Source organism: bacterium (assembly GCA_024742285.1).
GTDB lineage: Bacteria > Myxococcota_A > UBA9160 > UBA9160 > UBA4427 > UBA4427.
On the sequence record JANSYR010000007.1, the window covers coordinates 268,965 to 288,367 of the forward strand.

Genomic DNA, 19,403 nt, shown 5'->3' on the forward strand with positions numbered 1-19,403 from the left:
GGCGACGGCGTCGCGGCTTCGCATGACGGCTGATTCCGCGAACCCGGGGTCTCGGGCCGAGCTGGAGGCCGCCCGGAAGCTCGCGGAGCGCGTCTGCGCGGGCGAGCGATCGGCGATCAGCCAGGCGCTCAATGCCGTCGACGACAACCGCCCGGACCATCGGGAGGCGCGGCTCGCCCTCCTCGATGCGGTGGCGTCCCACGCCCGGGGTGTCCGGATCGGCGTGACCGGGGCCCCCGGCGCAGGCAAGTCGACGCTGCTCGATGCGCTGGTGTCCGGGCTGCGGGAACGCGACCGGTCGGTCGGCGTGCTCGCCGTCGATCCTTCGAGCCAGCGGACCGGGGGCGCACTGCTGGGCGACCGGATGCGGCTCAGCTCCTCGGCCCGCGACGCAGGCGTCTTCCTCCGCTCCCTCGCGGCGCGGGACCAGCTGGGCGGCCTCTCCGAGGTGACCGGTCCCTCCCTCGACATCCTCTCCGCCGCACTCGACTACGTGTTCGTCGAGACGGTCGGTGTGGGCCAGTCCGAGGCGCAGGTGATCGACGTGGTCGACACCCTCGTCTTCGTGGCCCAGCCCGCGGCCGGAGATCTGATCCAGTTCATGAAGGCGGGCATCCTCGAGTGGCCCGACCTCTTCTTCGTGAACAAGTCGGACCTGGGCGACGTCGCCACCCGGGCCGCGGCCGAGCTCCGCGCGGGCCTCGACCTGGGCCAGCGCCGCGACCCCGATCGCGTCCCGCCGGTGCTCACGGGCTCGGCCCGCGACGGCCTCGGCATCGATGCATTGATCGACGGCCTCGAGGAGCACACGGCCTACCTCGCGGCGCGCGGTCTCGGGGAGGCGCGCCGCCGCGAAGGGCGAAGCAAGCGCATCGAGCACGCGCTCCAGGTCCGGTACGGCCGGTTCGGGGTGGCGAAGCTCGGCTCGGCGAAGGACCTCGCCACGGCGATCGAGGCGGATCCGAGCGTCTCCGTCGATCGCATGGTCGATGCACTCGGTCGGCGGATCGAGCGCGCCCTGACCCGGGCCGAGGCGCCGGACGACCCGCGTGGCGCGTGATCCGCTCCGACCGCCGGGCCGCGGAGGCCTTTTCGGCCGGGTCGTACGGACCGTGCTGATCGCGCTGCTCGTCGCCTTCACGGTCGGCTTCGTGATCGGCACGCTCCTGCGTCGCCAGCTCGAAGAACCCGTCCGGTACTACGGCCACCTGGACGAGCGACACTACGAAGCGACACGCGCGCTCCAGACCTGAACGACCGACGCCCTCTCGCCCGCACCTTCTCCCGCACGGTGTGCCGCGCTCCGCTCGCGCCCCTCCGTCGAAACGCGTAGACGCCTTCGGCGAAAGAGTCGCATTCGGCGGACGCTCGTCGAATCCGCGCGATTCCCTCGTTCCGAGCGACCGAAACCCGCTACCTTGCCAGGGCATTGGGGGGCGACGGTGATGGAACGATCTCGCCAGACGGCGTCCGAGCCACCGCGATCGGAGAGCCCCTTCCCGGGTCGGTCGACATCCGGGGAGCGACCGGCGCACGCGCCCACCGGACATCGGGTCGAGGGCGGACCGCTGCGGGCCGTCGACTGGTTCCTCCCGGAATCGGCCACGCTGCCGGACCACGACGCGCTGCGACGCGCGCGCCTCACGATCAGCGTCTCCTTCGTCGCCGGGTGCACCGTGCTCGCGACGCTGATCGCGGCGACCGACCAACCCGACTCGTGGAAGATCCGGCTCCTCTCCTACGCCCTCGGCCTCCTGCTCGTCGCCACGCCCCTCGCGTTCAAGGCGGGCGTGCCGGTTCGATGGCTGGGGCACGGCGTCGTCGCGATCATGGCGGGCTACGCGCTCTCGCTGGCCGGGGCGACTGGCGGGCGGGATACCGGCGGGTTCTTCCTCGCCATGCTCACACCGCTGCCCGCGGTGCTCCTGCTCGGCCGCCGCGCCGGCACGTACTGGGCCGTCGGCCTCGCGCTCGGCATGGGCGCCCTCGCAACCGCCTTCCAGCTCGGCGCGCAAGAGATCGTGTCGCCGTTGCAGAGCGAGGTCGCTCGTTGGAGCTTCTGGGGATGCATCGCGGGCATCGCCGGAACCTGCGGCGTCGCGTCGATCTACGAGTCGCTCCAGGCACGCACCCTCGCGCGACTCGTCGAGGCGAAGCGGCTCGCCGACCGCGAGCACGAGCGACGCCTCGAGCTCGAAGCCGGCTTCCGGGCCGACCTCGAGCGACTCGTCGAGGAACGCACCCGGGAGCTCCGGGAGTCTCGCGAGCAGCTGCGTCACGCGGACCGGCTGGCCTCGATCGGCACCCTCGCCGCCGGCGTCGCGCACCAGATCAACAATCCGGTCGGTGCGATTCTGCTCGGCTCGGAGCTCGCCCTCAGCGACGACGACGCGGGAGCGGGCGAGGAGCGCTATCGCGAGACGTTGGAACGGATCCGGATCGACGCCGAACGGTGCGGGGAGATCGTGCGCAACCTGCTTCGGTTCTCGCGACGCGCCGTCGCAAATCACGACGACCTGGACCTGAACGAAGTCCTCGAGCGCGCGATCGAGACGCTCGGGACCTCGGGTCGGCAGGTCGAGCTCGTTCGATCCGGAGAGGCGTTACCGCTTCTCGCGAACGCGATCGAGCTCGAACAGGTGATCCTGAACCTGGTGACCAACGCGGTCCAATCGGGCGCGGAGACGATCTCGGTCTCGGCACGCCGCGTCCAGGACGAGGCCCAGCTGGAGGTCGCCGACGACGGGTGCGGGATCCGCGAAGACGACCGGGACAGAGTCTTCGACCCCTTCTTCACGACCCGCCCGACGGAGGGCGGAACCGGCCTCGGCCTGAGCATGGCCCACCGCATCGTCGAAGATCACGGCGGGCGGATCGGGGTCGACTCCAAGCCCGGGCGCGGCACCCGGTTCTTCGTGTCGTTGCCCCTGCGTGGCGAGTCGTGCGAGCCCTGATCCGGAACGCCAACCTCTTCGATACGGACACCCTCGACTTCGTCGGCGAGCGCACGCTCGTGATCCAAGACCGGAGGATCGACGCCATCGAAGGCGCCGCGCCCGCGAGCGCGGACCGGGTCGTCGAGGCCGCCGGTCGATTCGCCTTGCCGGGACTGATCGACGCCCACGTCCACTTCCGGCTCGTGAGTCTCGACTTCCGCCGCCGGTCGATCATGACCGAGGTCGAGTTCGGGATCCTCATGGCCCGCCTCACGCGACCGCGTCGCTAGTCCCCGCCCGTCCGCCCCACCCAGGCCACGTCCGCGACGCCCAGCCGCGCGTTCTCGTGGCGCGCGACCACGAAGAGCGCGTCGGAGAGCCGATTGAGGTACCGGAGCGAGTTCTCCTCGACGGACTCACCGTCGATCCTCGCCAGCCGGACCACCGCGCGCTCCGCCCGTCGACACACGGTCCGAGCGGCATGGAAGGCCGCCGCCGAGGGCGAGCCACCGGGCAGGATGAAGGTCTTCAGCTCCTCGAGGTCCGCCTCGAGCCGGTCGATGAGCGATTCGAGTGCTTCGATGTCGGCCTCCGCGATTCCGGCGATCCCGTACTTCTCGCGGTGCGCCGGGTCCGGCGTCGCCAGGGACGAGCCGAGATCGAAGAGTGCGCTCTGGACGCTCTGCAGCGTGTCCGCCAGCGCCGTGTCGCAACCGCTCGCCGCGGCGACCCCGACGACGGAGTTCAGCTCGTCCACGTCGCCATAGGCCGCGACGCGCAGCTCGTCCTTGCCGACGCGCTCGCCCCCGAAGAGGTCGGTCTGCCCGGCGTCGCCGCGCTTCGTATAGATCTTCATGAGTCCTGCTTCTCGCCTAGCGCCGGTTCGACAGCTCTTCGTCGACGAGGCGCGCGAGCTCGTCGTCCTCGGGCGAAGTCGGCCCCGAGGGCGGTGCGGGCGGCGCCGAGTCGTCGTCCGGGTCGTCATCGTCTTCGTCGTCGTCGTCCCGCCGACCGACGATCCGCCGGAGTACGACGGCGACGAGTCCGCCGCCACCCAGGAAGCCAGCGACCGGGAAGACGTAGGCCCAGAGCGTGATCCCCTCCGCGGGCGGAGCGCCCTGGATCTCCTCACCGAAGCGGTCGATCAACATCGCGACCACCTCGTCCTTGGTCGCGCCGGCGGCCTCCTGGACCTGGATCCACTGGATCAGCTCACCCGCCTGCGGACTCGGACAGGACGCCAGCGTCCGCCCGGGACAGAAGGGGCTCATCAGCTCGGACGAGAGGTCCTGCGTGTACGGCCCCTCGTCCGCGCAGCCCGACAGAGCGAGCGCGAGCGCAGCGACGAGCACACCACGAAGCCAGGATTTCGCGCGGGATCGCGTCACGGCTCTAGAGGTCCCATTGGAGCTGCATCGACTCCTCGTCTTCGCCCTTGACCAGCTGCCGCGGTGCCTCGGCCATCACGCGGCTGTTCGCCGGCACGCTCTCGGTCAGGAAGACGCTTCCGCCGATCACGCTGCCACGACCGATGACTGTATCTCCGCCGAGGATCGTCGCACCCGCGTAGATCGTGACGTCGTCCTCGATCGTCGGATGGCGCTTCTTCCCGCGCAGCTTCGAAGCATCGCGGAGCGACGCCGCCCCGATCGTCACGCCCTGGTAGAGCCGGACGCGGTCGCCGATGTGGGCGGTCTCGCCGATCACGATGCCGGTCCCGTGGTCGATGAAGAAATGGCTGCCGATCGTGGCGCCGGGATGGATGTCGATTCCCGTCCGGTCGTGGGCGTACTCGCTCATGATCCGCGGCAGGAGCGGCACGCCGTAGCCGTGGAGCTCGTGGGCGATCCGATGGACCGCGAGGGCGCGGATCGCCGGGTAGGCGACGACGATCTCGTCGTAGCCCGCCGCGGCAGGATCTCCGGCGTAGGCGGCCTCGACGTCGTGGGAGAGCTGTTCCCGGAGCTTGACCAGGTTCTCGACGAAGCGGGTCGTCAGCGCCGCCGCGTCCGGCCCGTCTTCCGGCAGGTCGACCTGCTCGAGGAGCCTGAACAGACCTTCCGCCACGCCGGGCACCTCGGAGCGGAGCTCCGCCGGATCCACGCGGAAGCGCAGCAGCCGCTTCGCGCGGTCGACCCACTCGGTCACCAGGTTCGGGTCCAGGATCCCGCCGCACACGGTCTCCGACAGCACCGTCTCGTCGCAGCCCGCGAGGCCTTCGATCGCCTGCTCAAGGACCTCCTCCGGGCACGTGAACGAGCTCGTGGCGTCGTTTCGGATCGTGCGAAGGGTCGGGGTCGCCGTTCGCGACCTGGGATTGCTGGCCATCGCCTACTCCTGTGCCCGATCCGTCCGGCGTCAAGCGACGGACGATCGAGCGGGCGCGTCGGGGGATCGAGAACCGGCGGCAGAGACCCGACGCCCGCCGAGGCGGATCGGGCCCGCCGAACGGGCTGCGGGGAGAGTATGGGCGCGCTGCAGAGTCCCGTCGGGTCGGGAGCCGAAGCGGCCCATAGGATGCCCCACATCCCGCGCGAGGCCACCTCGACGCGGTCGGACGCCGGGAGATCGCAGGGCGCCGGCAGCGTCTGGAGCGACCCCCTATCCTGAAGCCGGATCCGCCGCCTTCGGAACGGCGCGGTCACGGACGGGGGGTCCGCTTGGCGACCATCTACAGCCATTCGCGTCTTTCGAGCTTCGAGAACTGCCCCAAGCAGTTCGAGTACCGGTACATCCAGAAGATCCCGGCCGAATCCGAGGGGATCGAGGCGTTCGTGGGAAAGCGCGTCCACGAGGTTCTCGAGCGTCTCTACATCTTCGTCGGCCGCGACCAGATCCCCGGGATCGAGAAGGTCGTCGACCGCTACCACAAGCTCTGGGAAGAGACCTACGACCCCGAGCGCGTCCGGATCGTCCGCGAGAACACGCCGCTCTCCTACTACCGCCAGCTCGGCGAGGACTGCCTCCGCGGGTACTACCTGCGCCACTATCCCTTCGACGAGAGCGAGATTCTCGGCCTCGAGAAGCGCGTCGTCTTTCCCCTCGACGACGCGGGCGAGTACAAGATGCAGGGCATCATCGACCGCATCTCGCGCACGCGCGACGGTGTGATCGAGATCCACGACTACAAGACGGGCGCGCGGGTTCCGTCGCAGCGCATCCTCGACCAGGACCGGCAGCTCGCGCTCTACCAGCTGGGCCTCGCCCGCACCTACGGCGAGAACACCGAGTTCCGCCTCGTCTGGCACTACGTCGCGAAGAATCGAACCTGTGTCTCGAGCCGGACGAAGGAAGACCTGGGAAAGCTCCGGACCGAGACGATCGCGCGCATCGAAGAGATCCAGGCGGCGACCGAGTTTCCTGCTCGCAAGATCTCTCTCTGCGGCTGGTGCGAGTACAAGCGCCGTTGTCCGCTCTGGACGACGCCGGAGGACCGCGCGCGAATCGAGGCCGAGGAGACCGCCGCGCGGGCCGCCCGCGAAGAGGCGGAGGCGGAGGCGGGCGACGACAGCCAGCTGAGCCTGCTCTGATCGAGGACCGCGCGACGCCCGGTCGCCCCGACGAGCCCCTGCGCTCTGCTAGCTTCGCCGCATGGGCCTGACCATCGAACGCATTCCGACCTTCGGCGACAACTACACCTATCTGGTGATCTGCGACGAGACGCAGGACGCCGCGATCATCGACGCACCGGAAGAGGATCCGGTCGTCGAGCGAGTCGCCGCGACCGGGGCGAACGTCAAGCTGATCCTCTCCACGCACCACCACTTCGACCACTCGATGGCGAATCCGCAGCTCGCGGAGCGCTACGGCGTCCCGGTCTATGGACACGTCTCGGACCAGGAGCAGGATCGCCTGCCCGGCCAGACGATCGGGATCGACGAAGGCGACACGATCCAGCTCGGCGACCAGACGGGACGCGTCCTCTTCATCCCGTCCCACACGACGGGCCACGTGGCCTACGTGTTCGACGATGCGAAGGCCGTCTTCACCGGCGACATGCTCTTCGCCGGCGGCTGCGGTCGCCTCTTCGAGGGCAACGCGCAGATGATGTACGACGCGCTCTGCGTGAAGCTCGCCGCCCTGCCCGACGACTACCTCGTCTACTGCGGTCACGAGTACACCCAGGGAAACCTCGAGTTCGCGCTGACCGTCGAGCCCGAGAACCCCGAGATCAAGGAGCGCCTCGACCGGGTCGTCTCGCTTCGGGCGAACGCCGCGGCCGACTGGCACGACGCGACCCCGGCGGAGATGACGATCCCGTCGACGATCGCGGAAGAGAAGGCGACGAACCCCTTCATGCGCGCGTCCGACGCCGAAGAGCTCGGCCGCATCCGCGAGCTAAAAGACAACTTCTAGCCACGGGCGCAGACGCGCCCTGGGCACTCTTTTCAGCGGGCGCGTGCGCGCCCTTGGGCCGCAGGCGCTCGCATGATCCCCGAAGACGCGACGACGATCACGATCCGGCATCGGGTCGGTTTCCACGAGACCGATGCGATGGGGATCGTGCATCACTCCAACTATTTGAAGTACTGCGAGAACGCGCGGGTCGTCTGGCTCGAGACCCACGACAAGAGCTATCCGGACTGGATCGAGCTGGGTCTCCACTTCGCGGTCACGAAGGTCGATCTCGACTACAAGCAGCCGGCCCGCTTCGACGACATGCTCGACGTCGCGACCTGGCTCGAGTGGGTCCGCGGCGCCTCCCTCGCCATGGCCTACGTGATCGCGCGCGACGGCGAGCTCCTGTGCTCGGGACGAACCGAGCACGCATCGATCAACGACGATGGTCGTGTGCGGCGCCTGCCCAAAGAGGACAGGAAGCGCCTCGGACGCAGCGCGCTCAGCGAGTACCATCGCGGAGACTGAACCGCCGGCTGCGGGCACTCGCCGGGTACCGCCGGCTGCGAGCGCTCGCCGGGTACCGCCGGCTGCGAGCGCTCGCCGGGAACCGCCGGCTGCGGGCGCTCGCCGGCGGCCGCGCCTAACGCGCGCCGCGGCCGGCGAGGAAACGGCGCAGGTCGCTCACGCGCAGCGCCAGCTCGCGCTCGAACCAGCCGGTCGTGTTCTGGATGACCTCGAGGGCATCCCCCCGACCGGACCAATGGGACCGGACGACGTCGGGGTGGACGTGGTTCACGAGGCGGGAGAGGCAGGCGGCGACGATGAAGAGATCGTCGAGGAGGCCGACGGGGCCCATCACGAGGGCGGGCAGGACGTCGATCGGCGAGAAGACGTAGGCGAGCCCCGCGACCGCGAGGCCCTTGTCGAGGAGCGGCACGCGCTCGTCGCGCAGGAGTCGCAGGAGCAGGATCGTGAGATCCGGCAGGAAGAGCAGGACGTCCCCGAAGCCGGAGGCGTTGCCCGCGGTGGGCGGGGCGAGCCGCTCGCGAAGCTGATCGTAGAGCCGCTGCTCCTTGGGGTTGAGCTCGATCGTGACGGGCGGCCCGCTCACGGACTCTCCTCCCGCCCGCGCCGCAGCTCCCGGAGTCTCGAGTCCGCATCCCGGTCCTGGCCGAGACGCCGGGGCCCGGCCGGCGGCGGCTCGACCGCCGCCCGAAGGATCCCGAGGATCGGCTCCCCGTCGACGTCCTTGCCCAGGCGAAGCCCGAGCAGCGCGCTGATCGTCGGGGCCACGTCGAGCAGGTCGACGCTCGGCAGGCGGACGTGATTCCGGACGCCGCGGCCCCACGCGACGAAGCCGACGCTCGTCTGCTCGGTCCCCTCCCCCAGCACGCCCGGAGCGCCGCGGACGCGCGCGGGCGCCAGCAGCGGGCCGGACAGATCGTCGGAGATCACGATCCCGGGCGGAGACACCAGGGCGAACCAGGCCTGCGGGTCGCCGCCGAGGATCGCCAGCTCCTTGGCCGAGACCAGCTCGAACGCGCCGGTCCGATCCGCCTCTTCGCGCAGGACGTCTCGTGCATCGAGGGCATTCGCGGCATCCCGCGCATAGACATAGGCTGATCGCCCGTGTGAGCGCGCAAGGGCGAGCCAGCTCCGTACGCCCGTCGAGGTCCGCGGATCGCGCCCGACGAGCCCCTTTCGCGCGAGCGCCGTATTCGGAGCGACACGCGTGTGGACGGGATGGTGCGCCGCGTCTCCGGTCACGAAGATCGCGGTGTCTTCGATCTGTCCGTTCGTGGACAGGCAGTCGACGAGTCGCTCGATTTCCGCGTCGACGCGGTCGAAGGCATCGTCCGCCTCGACCGAGCCCGGGCCGAAGGCGGCGAGGGGCCCGAGGGTCTGGTCGAGCCGCAGGAGCCAGAGTCCCGCGTCCCGCTCCGAAGCGATCAGGCGGCAGGCCACCTCGACGAGGACGCCGTCTTCCTCGCGCGCCGACGGCCAGGGCACGGCGCGCTCGAGCTCACCGTCCCTCGCCTCCCGGGTCTCGGCGGCGATCGTCGCGATCTCCCGTGTCAGCGCCGGACTCGTGCCGGGCCGCGCGAACGCCAGCCCCTCGCCCGTCGGCTCCGGCAGGAGCAGCTCGATCCGAGCCCCGGTGGTCGTGGGCCAACCGAGGGACACCACGCCCCGGGCAACGGCCGCGTCCCAGAGGGTCGTGCCTTGAAGCAGGCGGCTGTCGTGGAAGGGCAGCGATCGCGTGCCCTCCCCGTCGAGGGTCGCGTCGGCGACGATCCCGTGGCGCGGCGGCGTGCGACCGGTCACGAGGGTCGCATGGGTGGCCCGCGCGGCACTCGGCGCCGGCGGAATCGCGGCGAGACCGGTGGCGCCCTCGCGCGCCATGCGGGCGAGGGTCGGCATGTGGACGAGGGCACCCTCCGCCGCGGCATGCCCGAAGGGGTCGAGGTAGTCGGCAGCGCGAAGCCCCGCGACCGTGATCAGGAAGACGCGCTCCGGCGGGCCCTCCGAGAATCGCGCCTCCTGTCGCGGATCGACGTCGACGAGGGTGCGCTCGCCCTGGAGGGTGGGCGTCGAGCAGGCGAGGGACGCGACTACGCCCAGGAGGCCCAGGAGGCCCAGGAGGCCGGGGAAGCCGAGACCGCTCCGCCCGCCTGAAAGAAACACCGTTTTCCCGTCGGCCCGCTCCACGTTCGTCCCACCCCCCGTGCGATCCGCCGGGCGAGGCGTCCGCGTGCGGGAACGATGCGGGAGGCGATCGTCCCTGTCGAGCCGGAGCGCGGGATTCTTTTTCTCTTTCATAAACGGATACTTGCGGTCATTCAGGGGAGACTCCCGCCCTCGTTTTGCGTAGCATGGGCCCCGCCATGGAGCCCTCCGCCACCTTCGAAGAACTCGAGATCCCCCTGCCCGAGCCGGTCCACGGCAAGGACCACGTGAAGGGGGTCCTCGGCATCCCCGAGTGGTGGCCGACCGGCGAGCGGATCGCCGTCGTCTTCGCCCACGGTGGCGGCAGCGACCACGAAGACCCGCTGATCGCCGCGGTCTGCAACGCGCTCACCGAACGCAGCTATCTGACCCTGCGCTTCAACTTTCCGTTCGCCGAGGCGGGCAAGCGTGCGACCGCCGACTCCCCGGCGGTACTCGAGCGCGGCTACCGCGCCGCACTGAACATCCTCGGGCGCGATCCGACCGCCCTGCCCGCGCGCCTGATCGTCGGCGGCATGGGCCTCGGCGGCCGCGTTGCCGCCGGACTGGTCGCCGACCGACTGCAGGCCGATGGTCTCTTCGTCCTCGGCTTCCCGCTCCACCCGCAGGACAAGCCCGAGAAGAGCGACCCCGAGGTGCTCTTCCGCTCGACGGCCCCGACACTCTTCGTCCAGGGAACGCGCGACCGCCGCTGTGATCCGACGGCGCTCCGCCAGGCGCTCCGCAGGGTCGGTGCGCCGATCGAGCTCTACGACGTGGCCGAGGCGGACTCGAACTTCCACGTGCCCCGCAAGTCGGGCCGCACGAACGAGCAGGTCCAGGCCGAGGTCTTCGGCGTGCTCGCGAACTGGATCGGCCGGCGAACCCGCTAGCAATCCGCGAGAGCGACCCCGAGGAGTCCGAGGAGAACGATGGCCACCGAGAGCGACCTCTACTTCGTGCAGCAGGCGGTCGGCGAGATGGCCAACCTCGCCTACCTGATCGGAAGCCGCGAGCAGCGCAAGGCCTACGTCGTCGACCCCGCCTGGAACGTGCAGGGGCTGCTCGATCAGGCCGCCAACGACGGAATCGAGGTCGTCGGCGCACTGGTCACCCACTATCACCAGGATCACGTCGGCGGTGAGATCTTCGGCCACAACATCGAGGGGCTCGCGAAGCTCCTCGAGGTCGCGCCGATGCCGATCCACGTGAACAAGCACGAGGCCGAGGGCACGATCAAGGTCACGGGCGTCTCCGAGGGCGATCTCGTCCAGCACGAAGGGGGCGACGTCCTCGAGCTCGGTGGCGTCGGCATCCGGCTGATCCACACCCCCGGCCACACGCCGGGCAGCCAGTGCTTCCACGTCGAGGAGCGGGACCAGGCCGGTCATCTCGTCTCGGGCGACACGCTCTTCCTGAACGGCTGCGGACGGGTCGATCTACCGGGGGCGGATCCGAAGGCGATGTACGAGAGCCTCGAGACGCTGAAGCAGCTCCCGGACTCGACGAACCTCTTCCCGGGCCATCTCTACTCCCCCGAAGGGCACGACTCGATGGAGGCGCAGAAACGGACGAACCCGTATCTCCGCGCCGCCAACGTGGAGATGTTCCTTTCGTTCATGGGGTACTAGTCCGCCGCCTGCGGGCGCTCGGCGGGAGGTCCGCCGCCTGCGGGCGCTCGGCGGGAGGTCCGCCGCCTGCGGGCGCTCGGCGGGAGGTCCGCCGCCTGTTTCCGCCGCCTGCGGGCGCTCGGCGGGGCTGGCGCTTCGACCGGCATCCTGCACCGGGAACGCCCGGTCGACGGGTGCCCGGGAGTCGGTTTTCGTCGTCGAAATGCCGCGGTAGACGCGCTCTCCCCGGCGAATCCGGGCGCGCGGCCGCAGCCCTCCGCGGCACCTCGCTGCGTTGAAATCCGGCCCCCCGGGCGGTAGAGTCCGCCGCGTTCGATTTCCCGGCGAGTCATCCCACGCCGGGATTCCCGACAGACCCAATCCCAACTCGCAACGCTTCGCCCAGGTCGCGTCGCGCTCCCCTGTCTCTACGAGAATTCAGGAGCGGACGGCGCCTGGCCAGAGGAGGCTCGCCCCCATGAAGGTCATGGTGTGCCTGAAGCAGGTTCCCCATCAGGACGCACGTCTCGACGTGAACGCCGACGGAACCTGGATCCAGGAAGACAACATCAAGTTCGAAATCAACTCCTACGACACCTACGCCGTCGAGGAGGCCCTCAAGCTGAAGGACGCCGGCTCGGCCGACGAGGTCATCGTCGTGTCCATCGGTCCCGACCGCGTGACCCAGGCGCTCCGCACGGCCCTCGGCATGGGTGCGGACCGCGCGATCCACGTCAACGACGACGCGGCCGCCGGAGCCGACGCACTCGCCACGGCCAAGATCCTCGCGGCCGTCGCCAAGGAAGAAGGTGCGGACCTCGTCTTCGCCGGCCTGATGGCGGACGACGACAACGCATCGGCGATCCCTCCGATGGTCGCCGAGCTCCTCGGCTTCCCGAGCGCGACCGGCGTCCTCGCCACCGACTTCAGCGGCGACGCCGTGAAGGTCGAGCGCGAGCTCGAGGGCGGCGCCCTCGAGGTGGTCGAGCTGCCGAAGCCCTGCCTGATCGCGATCCAGTCCGGTGCCAACCAGGTCCGGTACGCGTCGCTCAAGGGCATCATGCAGGCGAAGAAGAAGCCGGTCGACGTGAAGAGCCTCGCCGACCTCGGCGTCGCCGATTCGGCCTCGGCCGCGCAGAACAAGACCAAGATCAACAAGATCTACGTCCCGCCGAAGGGCGACTCCGCCGAGATCCTCTCCGGATCGACGGACGAGGTCGTCGGCCAGCTCGTGACGAAGATCAAGGAGCTGGGCCTTCTGTAGCCGCGGGTGCATGCGCACCCCGGGCCGCGGGCGCTCGCGAGAAGCGACGTCGGGCGGCAGACGGAGCAGCCGAGCAAGACTTCCGCGCAGGCCAAACCGGCCGGCGGAACTAGGAGGAGGACACGATGGGAACCGTACTCGTCGTTGCTGAGATTCAGAAGGGCGCGATCCGCGAAGCGAGCTTTGAACTCGTCGCGGCCGCGCAGGGCATCGACGGTGCCGAGGTCAACGGCCTCGTCATCGGATCCGGTGTCGGAGACCTCGCGAACGAGTTCGCGAGCAAGGGCGCGGGCAAGACGTACGTCGTCGACGACGCCGCGGCCGAGAACTACAACGTGGACGTCTGGAGCAAGGCGATCAAGGCGGCGGCCGAAGCGTCGGGCGCCGACCTGATCCTCATCTCGAACACGCCGACCGGCTGGGACGTCGCACCGCGCATCGCCGCGGGCCTCGACTGCGCCTTCACCAGCGACTGCATCAAGGCCAGCGCCGGCGACGGCGGCTACGACTTCGTGCGCCGCGTCTTCAACGGCAAGCTCGACGCCGAAGTCTCGACGACGGGCAAGACGGTCGCCACGATGCAGCCCGGCGCGATGGCGCCCTTCGAGGGCTCGAGCGACGGCGGAACCGAGGCGCTCTCCGCGGACCTCTCCGCGGGCGCCAGGTTCGTCGAGATCAAGGTCGCCGAGTCGACCGGCGTGGACCTGACCAAGGCCGACGTGATCGTTTCCGGTGGCCGCGGTGTCGGCGACCCGGAGAAGTTCCCGGAAGTCATCCAGCCGCTGGCCGATGCGCTCGGCGGCGCGATGGGCGCCTCCCGCCCGGTCGTCGACGCGGGCTGGCTGGACCACCCCTACCAGGTCGGTTCGTCGGGTCAGATCGTCGCGCCGAAGCTGTACATCGCCGCCGGCATCTCGGGCGCGATCCAGCACCTCGTGGGAATGAAGGCTTCGAACTTCATCGTCGCGATCAACAAGGATCCCGACGCGCCGATCTTCGAGGTCGCGGACGTCGGCGTCGTCGCCGATCTCTTCGACATCATCCCGGCACTGACCGAGGCGGTCGGAGGCGCGAAGGGCTAGTCCCCACGCAGCCGAAGATCATTCGATCGATCGAACGAGGTCCGCGGAGCGATCCGCGGGCCTCGTGTCGTTTGGGGTTCGACTCATCGTCTCTCGGCAGAACGCCCGACCCGCACGCTCCGGTCGGACCCCCAATCATCTGTTGCGACGTCACGTTGATGGCGCATCGAACCGATGTCTGGCTCGTGGAACCGGAACGCCGTCTCCTGATCGTCGACACGCCCGAAGGCGAGCTCCAGCAGCTCGCGATGGATCTGCTCGGGCGCGACTTCGAAGTCCACTACGCCGCCGACATCGACGAGGCCCAGCTCCTCGCCGCGGAGTGCGCCGGCCAGATCAATGCCGTCCTGTTGACCGCCGACCTCGACATGGAGCGCGTGCCGGACCTCGCCCGGCGTCTGCGGGTCGCGCCGGACGCGCTCATCCCCTTCGGCCTTCGACCGGCGGAGCGCGTCGTGAAGGCGCTCCACCACCATGGCGTCCGCTGGCAGCTCTGGGACGATCCGCCGGACGAATCGATCCGCTTCGTGATCTCGGGTGTCCTCCACGACCACGATCCCTTCGAGCTCCGCTATCACCTCCGCGTTCCGACCCGGATCGCCGCCCACTTCGAGATCCCGGGACGGAAGGCCGAGACCACCATTCGGGACGTCGGTCTCGGCGGCGCCTGCCTCGTCGGCGGAACCCTCGGCGAAGACGGGACCGAGGGCGAGCTCACCTTCGAGTTCGGCGGCCGGCCCCTCTCGCTTCCGACGCGCACCGTCTGGTCCGCGCCGGCCACGGGCGACGGCCTCTCGATCGGCGGCGTGTGTTTCCTGGAAGTGGACCACGAAGCCGGCGAGATCCTCGACGACCTGCTCGGCTCCGTGATCGCACGCCACCGCATCAGCCCGGGCACCTGACCCGCCCCCCTCGCTGCGGCGACTCGCACCACCTGACGGCGCCGCAGAACCGCACTCCGGGGCGCGGGGTCCTTCCGAGCGAATCCCGAACCACCCCGGTGTCGCCGGATTCGCAATCGCCTAACACGCGACGTCCAGGCACGAGCCGCCACGACGAGACGCCCGTGATTCCGGCGACGAGGGCCGCGACACCCCGCATGGCCCTCGTTCGCGCGGTGCAGCGTCCGCGACGGCCGAGCTGCGCCCGGAGAACGCGATGTCCGCCGTACGCCCCCGATCCCTCTTCCTCCTGCTCTCCCTCATCTTCTTCCCCCTCGTCGCGCTCGCGGCGACGCCGACGCTGGGCCCCGTCCGGGATCCGGGCGAAATGGGCGCCGGGGGGCTCTTGATCCGGGCCGACGACGGACTCCGGGAGGCGCCGCTCCTCGAGACCGACGTCGCGATCGAGGTTTCCGGACTGATTGCCCGCACCCGCGTGACCCAGCGCTTCACCAACCCGACCCGCGACTGGGTCGAAGGCGTCTACGTCTTCCCGCTTCCGGAGGACGCCGCCGTCGACACGCTCACGATGCGGATCGGCGAGCGCGTGATCGCCGGACGCGTCGAGGAGCGCGCTCGCGCGAAACGCACCTACGAGAAGGCGAAGTCCGAAGGCCGGAAAGCGAGCCTCGTCGAGCAGGAGCGCCCCAACGTCTTCACCACCTCGATCGCGAACCTCGGTCCCGACGAGACCGTCGAAGTCACCATCGCCTACCAGGAAGACGCAAGGTACGACCGGGGACGCTTCAGCTTGCGCTTCCCCCTCGTCGTCGGCCCGCGCTACGTCCCGGGCACGCCCATCGCAAGCGGCTTCGCAGGGACGGGTTGGGGCGTGAACACCGACGAGGTCCCGGACGCGGCTCGGATCACGCCCCCCGTCGCGAAGCCCGGCGACGGGCGCGAACACCCCGTGACCGTGCGTGCGGAGATCGATGCCGGCTTTCCCCTCGACTCGGTCTCGAGTCCGAGCCATCCGCTCAGGATCCGCGCGCAGCGCGGCGACGTCTACGCGATCGGGCTCGACGACCCCGACGCACAGGCGGATCGCGACTTCGTCCTCGAATGGGTCCCCGCCGTCGGCAACGCGCCGAACGCCGCCCTCTTCCGCGAGTCGATGGACGGCGACGAGTACGCGCTCCTGATGGTGATGCCGCCGCAGGTCGAGACCCAGGCGACCCGCGTCTCGCGCGAGACGATCATCGTGATCGACACCTCCGGCTCGATGTCCGGAGAGTCGATCGTGCAGGCCCGGCGCGCCGTCCGGGAAGCCCTCGCGACCCTTCGCCCCGAGGACGCCTTCAACGTGATCGAGTTCGACTCGGGCTTCCGGAGTCTCTTCCCCGAGGCGCGACCGGCGACGCCGGAGGCCGTGGCGAGGGCGAACCAGTGGGTCGAGGGCCTCGACGCGGAAGGCGGGACGAACATGCTCCCCGCCCTCGTCGCGGCGCTGCAGCCCGGAGCCGAATCCCGCGCGGTCCGCCAGGTCGTCTTCGTGACCGACGGCGCGGTGGGGAACGAACGCGGCCTCTTCTCGGCGATCGAGCGCCATCTCGGTCGCAGCCGGCTCTACACCGTCGGGATCGGCTCCGCCCCGAACGGCCACTTCATGTCGAAGGCCGCGGAGTTTGGCCGCGGGACCTTCACCTACATCGGCAACCCCGCCGAGGTCGTGCCGAAGATGGCCGCGCTCTTCGAGAAGATCGACAGTCCCGTCCTCCACGACCTCCACGTCGACTGGGGCGACCCGTCGGTCGAGAGCTGGCCCGCGCGAATCCCGGACGTCTACGCCGGCGAGCCGGTCGTGGTCGCGGCCCGGCTCCCGCGAGAAGCGAAGCGCGTCGTCGTGTCCGGCAAGCGCGGCGGCGAGGACGTCCGCCTCGAGCTCGACCTCGGCGGCGGTGCGGATCACGAAGGCGTCTCGCGCCTCTGGGCCCGGCGCAAGGTCGCGGGCCTGATGGACTCGCTCCACGAGGGTCGGTCCATGGACGAGGTCTCGGCGGAGGTCGCCGCCATCGGTGTCCGCCATCAGCTCGTGACGCGCTGGAGCAGCCTGGTCGCCGTCGACGTGACCCCGACAGCGCCGGTCGACGCCGAGCCGACGACGCGCCGGGTCCCGTCGCTTCTGCCCGCCGGCTGGGACTTCTCGAAGATCTTCGGTCGCCGTGGGCGACGCGAGCGCGCCGACGCATCGCCGGCTCCGATGGCCGTGGCGCCCCCCGCCGCGGACGCCGTCGCGATCGGCCAGCAGATCGCCTCCGTCCGGATCGGCCGCCTGCCCCAGGGCGGGACCCCGGCCGCCCTGCTGATCACGCTCGGCGCGAGTGGACTGGGACTCGGCGGAACGCTGCTGGCGTTCGCGAGCGGTCGAAGGCGGGATCGCCGGGCCGAGGAGGCGGGCTAGTGCCCCGGGGTCGGGGCGGCCGGCTCCGGTCGGCCGCCCTCGCCCTCGTCGTCGTGAGCGCGGCGGCGATCGTCTACGGCGGCTGGATCCCGGCGAAGGCGTTGCTGGCCCAGCACCTGATCGCCCGGGCCTGGGCCCACGCCGAGCCGGGCGCCGCCCCGCCGAAGCCCTGGCCGTGGGCGGACACGGGACCGATCGCCAGGCTCTGGCTCGCGCCAGACGCGGACCCGCTCTACGTCCTCGCCGGGGCGAGCGGCGAAGCGATGGCCTTCGGGCCGGCCCACGTCTCTTCGAGCGCGCGCCCCGGAGAGGCGGACAACGTGGCGATCGCGGGCCATCGGGACACGCACTTCGCGGCGCTTCGCTGGTTGAGGACCGGAGATCTCCTTCGACTGGAGAACGAAACGGGGGCGGTGCGCGACTACGAGGTCGTCGCGACCACGGTCGTCCACGAGTCGCGCACAGAGCTGCTCGAACGGACCGGACGCCCGGAGCTCACCCTGATCACGTGCTTTCCCTTCGACGCGGTCGTGCCGGGCGGGCCGGAGCGGTACGTCGTCCAGGCGCGTGCGCTCGACGGAGCCGGAGCACTCGGATCGACGGTTCCGGCCGGCGCTAGACCGTGAACGTAGGCGGGCTCGCGCCGGTCACCCGGATCGTCTGCCCTTCGAGGACTCGCCCCGACAGGGTCGGCAGCGTCGCCTCGTCGGCCACGGCGCAGATCCGCCTTCCGTCCGGCAGCGTCGCGATCACGGGCGCGAAGGCGGGCGAGCCATCCCGCCCATAGACGACCGTCCCCGCGTCGACCACGGCCTCGCCTTCCGCCTCGCTGGTCCACTCGAGGGCCGAGTCCTGGATCGCCTGCTGGGCCGCGCTCGTGTCTGCGATCTGGAAGGGCCGCTCGGGCGCTTCGTTCGAGTAGATGCCGATCGAGTGCTTCGAGAGGATCCCGCCGTTGCCGGTCACGTAGCCCAGGCGGCCGCCTTCGCGGAGGCGGAGGGCGACCGCGGCGATGCCGTGGGTCGTGTAGTTGTTCCCCGGACCGCCGAAGAAGGACATGCCGCCGGTCTGGGTCAGGCCACGCGGGTCGTCGAGCTCGAGGCCGATCTCGCGGGCGCTGATCTGGACCGCGATCGGGAAGCAGGAATAGAGGTCGATGAAGTCGATGTCGTCGAGGGTCACGCCGGCCGCCTCGAAGGTCGCGGCCGCGGCGGCGCGGATCGCCGGCGAGGCGGCGAGGTCTTCTCGCTCGATCGGCACGAGGTCCGCGCTGTTCGCGCCGGCCCATGGGAAGATCGCCTGACGCTCGAGACCGAGCTCCCGGGCGACGGCGAGGGTCGTCACGATCAACGCGGCACCCTGGTCGACGTTCATGAAGCTGTTCATGCACTTCGTGTAGGGCTCGGCGGTCATCCGGTTCGCCGGGGTCGGCGTCGCGATGTCCTCCGCGGAGCGGACGTCCTGGAACCAGGCCATCGGGTTCTTCGCCGCGACCTCGCTCGAGCGCGACATGAACGCGGCGATCCGCGCGCGGGAGCCTTCCGGGTCGGTCCCGAGCTTCGCGGCCAGGGCGTTCTCGAAGATCGGATAGGTGTCCGCGGGGCGAACGAGCTTCGCCTCGATCTCGGGCGGGCTGAGCATGCCCCGCATGGTCGCGCCGACGACCTCGTCCGTCGGGCCCCCTTCCTCACGCGTCTCGAGCCCCGCACGCATGAAGTCCTGATCCGGGTCCGCCTTCCGCATCGACCGCGTCGACTCCGCGCCGACCAGGATCGTCGTCTCGAGCTCGCCGGCGACGATCTGCTCGCACGCCCGGTTCATCAGCCATTGCGGCGTATTGCCGCCGGGCGTCGTCATCTCGCGTTTCACGTCGGGCAGCGAGAGTAGGTCGCAGACCTCGGTCGCCGCCCCTTCGCTCGCGGGCGAGAAGATCACGGACACCATGCTCAGGCGCTGGATCCGCTCCCGGGTTCCGGGCGCGTCCTCGAAGGCGAGCTCCGCGGCGCGGGCGCAGAGCTCGACGGTCGAGACGATCCCGTCGCGTTCGAGGCATTGGCCGATGCCGAGGAGGACGGGGGTGCGGGTGGGGTCGAGGGACATGAGGGTCTCCGGCTTGGGGTCG

The 19,403-nt window shown here is 70.3% G+C and carries 20 protein-coding genes; 14 read left to right on the forward strand and 6 right to left on the reverse strand.

Features of this window, described 5'->3' with window-relative positions; all coding sequences use genetic code 11:
- The first annotated feature begins 22 nt into the window (after positions 1-22).
- The 4 genes from meaB (at position 23) to NXI30_15010 (ending at position 3,226) form a co-directional block, all read left to right on the forward strand.
- Positions 23-1,060, forward strand: a complete 1,038-nt coding sequence (gene meaB, locus NXI30_14995; GenBank protein ID MCR9095526.1) for a methylmalonyl Co-A mutase-associated GTPase MeaB — start codon at positions 23-25, stop codon at positions 1,058-1,060.
- Positions 1,050-1,253 carry a hypothetical protein gene (locus tag NXI30_15000; GenBank protein ID MCR9095527.1) on the forward strand — a complete coding sequence of 68 codons (204 nt, stop codon included), beginning with the start codon at positions 1,050-1,052 and terminating at the stop codon, positions 1,251-1,253. Before meaB ends, NXI30_15000 begins: the two co-directional genes overlap by 11 nt.
- A 192-nt stretch (positions 1,254-1,445) precedes the next feature.
- Positions 1,446-2,954, forward strand: a complete 1,509-nt coding sequence (locus NXI30_15005) for a HAMP domain-containing histidine kinase (protein ID MCR9095528.1) — start codon at positions 1,446-1,448, stop codon at positions 2,952-2,954.
- A complete protein-coding gene (locus tag NXI30_15010) occupies positions 2,942-3,226 on the forward strand; it encodes a hypothetical protein (protein MCR9095529.1) in 285 nt (94 codons plus the stop codon). Before NXI30_15005 ends, NXI30_15010 begins: the two co-directional genes overlap by 13 nt.
- Here NXI30_15010 and NXI30_15015 read toward each other — a convergent pair.
- The 3 genes from NXI30_15015 to NXI30_15025 are packed head-to-tail and all read right to left on the reverse strand — an operon-like array spanning position 3,223 to position 5,264.
- Entirely contained in the window at positions 3,223-3,792 is a 570-nt protein-coding gene (locus NXI30_15015; protein ID MCR9095530.1) for a cob(I)yrinic acid a,c-diamide adenosyltransferase, read from the reverse strand. The two genes, NXI30_15010 and NXI30_15015, sit on opposite strands and share 4 nt — an antisense overlap.
- 16 nt (positions 3,793-3,808) lie before the next feature.
- The gene (locus NXI30_15020) at positions 3,809-4,324 is read right to left on the reverse strand and encodes a cytochrome c-type biogenesis protein CcmH (protein ID MCR9095531.1); all 516 of its coding nucleotides are present in this window, start codon (positions 4,322-4,324) and stop codon (positions 3,809-3,811) included.
- 4 nt (positions 4,325-4,328) lie between these two features.
- Complete coding sequence (locus tag NXI30_15025; protein ID MCR9095532.1) at positions 4,329-5,264, reverse strand: serine O-acetyltransferase; 936 nt, start codon at positions 5,262-5,264, stop codon at positions 4,329-4,331.
- Positions 5,265-5,596: 332 nt separating this feature from the next.
- On the opposite strand from NXI30_15025, the gene NXI30_15030 reads away from it, so the two are divergent.
- From NXI30_15030 to NXI30_15040, 3 genes are all read left to right on the forward strand, one after another.
- Positions 5,597-6,466 (forward strand): PD-(D/E)XK nuclease family protein, encoded by an 870-nt coding sequence (locus tag NXI30_15030; GenBank protein MCR9095533.1) that lies wholly within the window; start codon positions 5,597-5,599, stop codon positions 6,464-6,466.
- Between the two features lie 61 nt (positions 6,467-6,527).
- Positions 6,528-7,292: a hydroxyacylglutathione hydrolase gene (gene gloB, locus NXI30_15035; GenBank protein MCR9095534.1), complete on the forward strand. Its 765-nt coding sequence runs from the start codon at positions 6,528-6,530 to the stop codon at positions 7,290-7,292.
- A gap of 72 nt (positions 7,293-7,364) precedes the next feature.
- Positions 7,365-7,802, forward strand: coding sequence for an acyl-CoA thioesterase (locus tag NXI30_15040; GenBank protein MCR9095535.1), 438 nt, complete (start codon positions 7,365-7,367; stop codon positions 7,800-7,802).
- A gap of 115 nt (positions 7,803-7,917) precedes the next feature.
- Here NXI30_15040 and NXI30_15045 read toward each other — a convergent pair whose 3' ends face one another.
- Both NXI30_15045 and NXI30_15050 read right to left on the reverse strand, forming a co-directional pair.
- Positions 7,918-8,388: a YkvA family protein gene (locus NXI30_15045; GenBank protein ID MCR9095536.1), complete on the reverse strand. Its 471-nt coding sequence runs from the start codon at positions 8,386-8,388 to the stop codon at positions 7,918-7,920.
- Positions 8,385-9,962, reverse strand: a complete 1,578-nt coding sequence (locus NXI30_15050; protein ID MCR9095537.1) for an alkaline phosphatase family protein — start codon at positions 9,960-9,962, stop codon at positions 8,385-8,387. Before NXI30_15050 ends, NXI30_15045 begins: the two co-directional genes overlap by 4 nt.
- A gap of 200 nt (positions 9,963-10,162) precedes the next feature.
- On the opposite strand from NXI30_15050, the gene NXI30_15055 reads away from it, so the two are divergent.
- The 7 genes from NXI30_15055 to NXI30_15085 all read left to right on the forward strand — a co-directional run bounded on the left by NXI30_15055 (position 10,163) and on the right by NXI30_15085 (position 17,907).
- Positions 10,163-10,876 carry a hypothetical protein gene (locus tag NXI30_15055; protein MCR9095538.1) on the forward strand — a complete coding sequence of 238 codons (714 nt, stop codon included), beginning with the start codon at positions 10,163-10,165 and terminating at the stop codon, positions 10,874-10,876.
- 39 nt (positions 10,877-10,915) lie between these two features.
- Positions 10,916-11,614, forward strand: a complete 699-nt coding sequence (locus NXI30_15060; GenBank protein ID MCR9095539.1) for an MBL fold metallo-hydrolase — start codon at positions 10,916-10,918, stop codon at positions 11,612-11,614.
- 457 nt (positions 11,615-12,071) lie between these two features.
- Positions 12,072-12,857, forward strand: a complete 786-nt coding sequence (locus tag NXI30_15065) for an electron transfer flavoprotein subunit beta/FixA family protein (protein MCR9095540.1) — start codon at positions 12,072-12,074, stop codon at positions 12,855-12,857.
- Between the two features lie 125 nt (positions 12,858-12,982).
- Positions 12,983-13,939 carry an electron transfer flavoprotein subunit alpha/FixB family protein gene (locus NXI30_15070; GenBank protein MCR9095541.1) on the forward strand — a complete coding sequence of 319 codons (957 nt, stop codon included), beginning with the start codon at positions 12,983-12,985 and terminating at the stop codon, positions 13,937-13,939.
- 158 nt (positions 13,940-14,097) lie between these two features.
- On the forward strand, positions 14,098-14,841 hold the full coding sequence (locus tag NXI30_15075) for a PilZ domain-containing protein (protein ID MCR9095542.1): 744 nt from the start codon (positions 14,098-14,100) through the stop codon (positions 14,839-14,841).
- A 256-nt stretch (positions 14,842-15,097) separates the two neighbouring features.
- Entirely contained in the window at positions 15,098-17,281 is a 2,184-nt protein-coding gene (locus NXI30_15080; protein ID MCR9095543.1) for a marine proteobacterial sortase target protein, read from the forward strand.
- The gene (locus NXI30_15085; GenBank protein MCR9095544.1) at positions 17,281-17,907 is read left to right on the forward strand and encodes a class GN sortase; all 627 of its coding nucleotides are present in this window, start codon (positions 17,281-17,283) and stop codon (positions 17,905-17,907) included. Before NXI30_15080 ends, NXI30_15085 begins: the two co-directional genes overlap by 1 nt.
- Here NXI30_15085 and NXI30_15090 read toward each other — a convergent pair.
- A complete protein-coding gene (locus tag NXI30_15090) occupies positions 17,897-19,381 on the reverse strand; it encodes a hypothetical protein (protein MCR9095545.1) in 1,485 nt (494 codons plus the stop codon). The two genes, NXI30_15085 and NXI30_15090, sit on opposite strands and share 11 nt — an antisense overlap.
- Positions 19,382-19,403: the final 22 nt, after the last annotated feature.